Origin of the sequence: Microcoleus sp. (genome assembly GCF_049646505.1) — a bacterium.
Taxonomy (GTDB): Bacteria; Cyanobacteriota; Cyanobacteriia; order Cyanobacteriales; family Microcoleaceae; genus Microcoleus.
In genome coordinates this window covers 1-4,430 of sequence record NZ_JBARVX010000350.1, presented here as the reverse complement: position 1 = coordinate 4,430, position 4,430 = coordinate 1, and the positions used below count along the sequence as shown (strand labels likewise).

3 protein-coding genes and 1 pseudogene are annotated in these 4,430 nt (G+C 49.6%); 3 read left to right on the top strand and 1 reads right to left on the bottom strand.

All coding sequences use genetic code 11. The annotated features are described in order from the left end of the window. Both WBA89_RS18055 and WBA89_RS18050 read left to right on the top strand, forming a co-directional pair. Positions 1-204, top strand: a pseudogene (locus tag WBA89_RS18055) (RNA-guided endonuclease TnpB family protein); the annotation flags it as partial. Between the two features lie 600 nt (positions 205-804). Further along, positions 805-2,814 (top strand): GspE/PulE family protein, encoded by a 2,010-nt coding sequence (locus WBA89_RS18050; RefSeq protein ID WP_424408594.1) that lies wholly within the window; start codon positions 805-807, stop codon positions 2,812-2,814. Between the two features lie 112 nt (positions 2,815-2,926). On the opposite strand, the gene WBA89_RS18045 is transcribed toward WBA89_RS18050, so the two are convergent. Then, on the bottom strand, positions 2,927-3,094 hold the full coding sequence (locus WBA89_RS18045) for a hypothetical protein (RefSeq protein ID WP_424408593.1): 168 nt from the start codon (positions 3,092-3,094) through the stop codon (positions 2,927-2,929). Between the two features lie 31 nt (positions 3,095-3,125). Here WBA89_RS18045 and WBA89_RS18040 point away from each other — a divergent pair, with 31 nt between their 5' ends. After that, entirely contained in the window at positions 3,126-4,220 is a 1,095-nt protein-coding gene (locus WBA89_RS18040; RefSeq protein WP_424408592.1) for a type IV pilus twitching motility protein PilT, read from the top strand. The last annotated feature ends 210 nt before the right edge of the window (positions 4,221-4,430 follow it).

Genomic DNA, 4,430 nt, shown 5'->3' with positions numbered 1-4,430 from the left:
TCTTGTTCTAATTGTGGCTACACAACCGATAGAGATGTCGCTAGCGGTCAAGTAATTAGAAATAGAGGAATAGCTTTGATTAGTACCGATGGACAGTCGGGAATTCAAAATGCCTATGCAGACGGTTTGCCGGGGATTGAGGCGTCTCAATCTAGGTCAAAGTCGAAAACCCGCAAGGGAATAACTAGGAAATCTAAGAAGTGATTCTTAGAAGCTCCGCACCTGATAGTCGGAGTAATGTCACTGCTAATATATTTACAGACCAAAAACTATATCTGCTCAAAATCTGCGCGATCGGACTCCGGCCGGGCGATCGCAGATAATTAATCAAAATATATCTCAAAACATCGACGCTTGTGTCAAAGCTATCATCATCAAAGAGCGCACAGCCGCTCTTTAACTCCAGTACAGATGCACCGCACCTCCCGCCGGGCCCTGTAATTCGATCGAACAATTTGCGAATATAAAAATATCGTGGAAAGGCCGCACCCCCCAGGGGCAATCCCCAGTTGATGTACCGTGAGGCTATAACAAGAGTATCTCGCAACCAGGTTCATCCGGCAAGCAAGCAACTTAGCATTCAACGAACAATATTTGATTGCCAGCATCGGCAACTCGCTCCCAGGTCCAGTCCATTTGTAGGCGAAAGTTAGAGCGGACTGCGAGCTTACACTTGACATATAGGGATCGGTCCCGAACACGATAGCTCATCCACAAGCAAAGAATACGGGGGTTAAAAGCCCGCGTTGGTTTTCCTCTCAGCACTCTTTGTGACTGAGTTTCCCACCTATTGAGTGTTTTTCTATGACTAACGCATCCCAGGGGCTTCGCTCCACATCGATAGTTGCTGTGAGCACCTTTACTCCGGCTCTCAACAAGATGATTCAGTCGGGTTACGTCAACGGCGAGCAACTCAAGCAAGCTCAAATTGAAAGCCGGAAGTCGGGCAAGCGGTTGACGGAGGTATTAGAAGCACTTACCGGGCAGCCGCTGCCACCAGAATTGCTGCGGCTTTACAAGAAGCAGCAGATGTTTGAACGGAAGATAGTCTACGGGGTTGAAGCTTTTGACCCGGAGATGAGCTCGATGTCTAACGAGCAACTCGGAGTTATGCTCGACGGGTTGAAGATTTCGATCGACATTTGTCACCAAGGCCGATTTTTACCCGTAGCGAAGACTGAAACTGAGCCTGCGGCAGTTTTGGTGGCAATGGTCGATCCCGACAACCTCAACGCTCAAGAAGATTTGCGGCGGATTTTGCAGCCTCACGGCTTGAGTTTTCAGCGCCGGGTGATTACGCCAGACGACTATCAGGATATAACTGCGGCCTACCAAGACGACCAAGTTAAGATATCCGCCAAAATAGCAGAAGCCGAAAAGCAGAGAAAGCTGGAGTTAGGGGAAGGAGATTTTGGCGAACTCTCGCTAGAAGAGGAGAGTGCGGATCAAGAAGACCTAGCTAACACCTTGGACGATGCTGAGGCGGCTCCGGTAATTAAGGCCGTCAATATCATTTTGGCTAAAGCTTTGTCGGAAAAGGTGTCTGACATCCACGTAGAACCTCAAGAAGAGTTCATGCGGATTCGGATGCGGAAAGACGGGGTGCTGCAAGAGTATTTCCGGTTTCCCAAGCAGGTAGTGCAAGCAATTACGGCTCGTTTCAAAATTATTGCCAACCTCGACATTGCCGAACGCCGACAAGCTCAAGACGGCCGCATCCGCCGGGTGTTCGAGGGACGCACGGTGGATTTCCGGGTGAACAGCTTGCCTTCGCGGTACGGCGAAAAAATTGTGCTGCGGATTTTGGACAGTTCCAGCACTCAGTTGGGTTTGGGTTTGTTAATCTCCGACGAGGAAACTTTGGCTTTAGTCCGAGAGTCTTCTAGCCGTCCGTTCGGACTAATTTTGGTGACGGGGCCGACTGGTTCGGGCAAATCAACTACTCTGTACTCGATTCTGGCGGAACGGAACGATCCGGGGGTTAATATCAGTACGGCGGAAGACCCGATCGAATATGCTTTGCCAGGAATTACCCAATGTCAAGTAATTCGGGAAAAAGACTTAACTTTTTCCAACATTCTGCGGGCATTTTTGCGGCAAGACCCTGACGTGATGCTGGTGGGGGAAACGCGGGACAAGGAAACGGCAAAAACTGCTCTGGAAGCTGCTTTGACGGGACACTTGGTGCTGACGACGCTGCACACGAACGACGCGGCCGGGGCAGTCGCGCGTTTGGCAGAAATGGGCGTAGAACCGTTCATGGTTTCGGCGGCTCTGTTGGGCGTGTTGGCTCAGCGTCTGATGCGGCGCGTTTGCGACAAATGCTGCATTCCTTACCAGCCTACTGCCGCAGAACTCGGCAAGTACGGTTTGTCAGCTTCTCAAGAAATCGATTTGACTGTTTACAAAGCCAACACCGTACCGGTGGAGGAAAGGAAGGAACTGGCAGAACGCGAGCAACTTTGTCAAAAGTGCAGCGGCATAGGCTACAAAGGACGGGTAGGGGTTTACGAGTACCTGAAAAATACTGAGCGGCTGCAAACTCTGATCACTCAAGGAGCTCCCACAGAGCAAATTAAGGAAGCGGCTGTAGAAGAAGGGATGAAAACGTTGTTGGCTTACAGCTTGCAGTTGGTGCGGGAAGGCGCGACTACCTTTGAAGAAGTCGAGCGGGTGACGTTTACTGACTCGGGGCTGGAGGCGGAAATGAAAGCCAAGCGCAAGCAGGGACTTACCTGTAAAACTTGTCGGGCAGAATTGAAGCCGGAGATGCTGGATTGTCCGTACTGCTTGACACCCCGCTTTTTGGATTGATTCAGTTGGCAGTTGGCAGTTGGCAGTTGGCAGTTGGCAGTTGGCAGTTGTTGGTTGGCAGTTGTTGGTTGGCAGTTGTTGGTTGTTAGTCAGCAGGAATGGTAATTCGGAATTAGAACCAAGAAATAACAAATAACAAATAATAGCCAACAGCCAAATGCCCACTGACAAATGACAACAGCCAACTGCCAACAGCCAACAGCCAACAGCCAACAGCCCACTGACAAATGACAACAGCCAACAGCCAACGGTTGACTGTTAACTGAGTTAAATTAGTCAATAACTATCAACTCGATCTAGGAGAGGTATCTATGGGTCTGATGATTGAAGACGTACTGGAGTCCCTGGTAGAGCAAGGGGGTTCGGACATACACATCCAAGCGGGCGCGCCGATATTCTTCCGAGTCAGCGGTAAACTAAGTCCTCAAGTGCAATACGGCGACATTTTGTCTGCTGAGGAAGTGCAGATCCTGATTTTCCAAATGCTCAACAATATGCAGCGCAAGCAGTTGGAAATGGAGTGGGAACTCGACTGCGCTTACGGTGTGAGAGGATTGGCTCGGTTCCGGGTGAATGTGTACCGGGAGCGGGGCGCTTGGGCTGCTTGTATGCGGGCTCTGGCTTCCAAGATTCCTAACGCAGATGCTTTAGGCGTGCCGCAGATTTTGCGGGACTTGACGGAAAGACCGAGGGGTATGCTGTTGGTGACGGGACAAACCGGTTCCGGGAAAACTACTACGATGGCTGCTTTGTTGGATCTGATCAACCGGACGCGGGCGGAACATATTTTGACAGTTGAAGATCCGATCGAATATGTGTTTCCAAATATTAAGAGTTTGTTTCACCAGCGTCAAAAGGGCGAAGATACTAAGAGCTTTGCTAATGCGCTGAGAGCTGCTCTGCGGGAAGATCCTGACGTAATTCTGGTGGGGGAAATGCGGGACTTGGAAACGATCGGTCTGGCAATTTCGGCGGCGGAAACGGGTCACATGGTGATGGGAACGCTGCACACCAATTCTGCGGGTGCGACGATCGATCGGATTTTGGACGTGTTCCCGCCCATTCAACAACCGCAGGTTCGCGCCCAGGTGTCTAACTCTTTGGTGGGAATTTGCAGCCAAAATTTGGTTGTAAAAGTTGGTGGCGGCCGCTGCTGCGCTATGGAAATCATGGTGAATACTCCTGCTATGGCTAACTTGATCCGGGAGGGCAAAACTCCAATGATTTACTCCCAAATTCAAATGGGGGCAAAGTTGGGCATGAGAACAATGGAAATGGCTTTAGCTGAACTTTACAAGACTGGTAAAGTGACTTGGGAAGCGGCAATGAGCAAGGCTTCTAAGGCTGACGAACTCGAACGCTTGATCGGCCCGGCACCTGTTGGCGCCAAGGTTGGAGCTCATTAATTCAGTCATCAGTCATTAGTCAGTTGTCATTAGTCAGTTGTCATTAGTCATTAGTCATTAGTCATTAGTCATTAGTCAGTTGTCATTAATCATTAGTCATTAGTCAGTTTGCTGTTGGCCCTTGTTATTAATTATGGGTAACAACTAACAACTAACAACTAACAACTAACAACTAACAACTAACAACTAACAACTAACAACTAACAACTA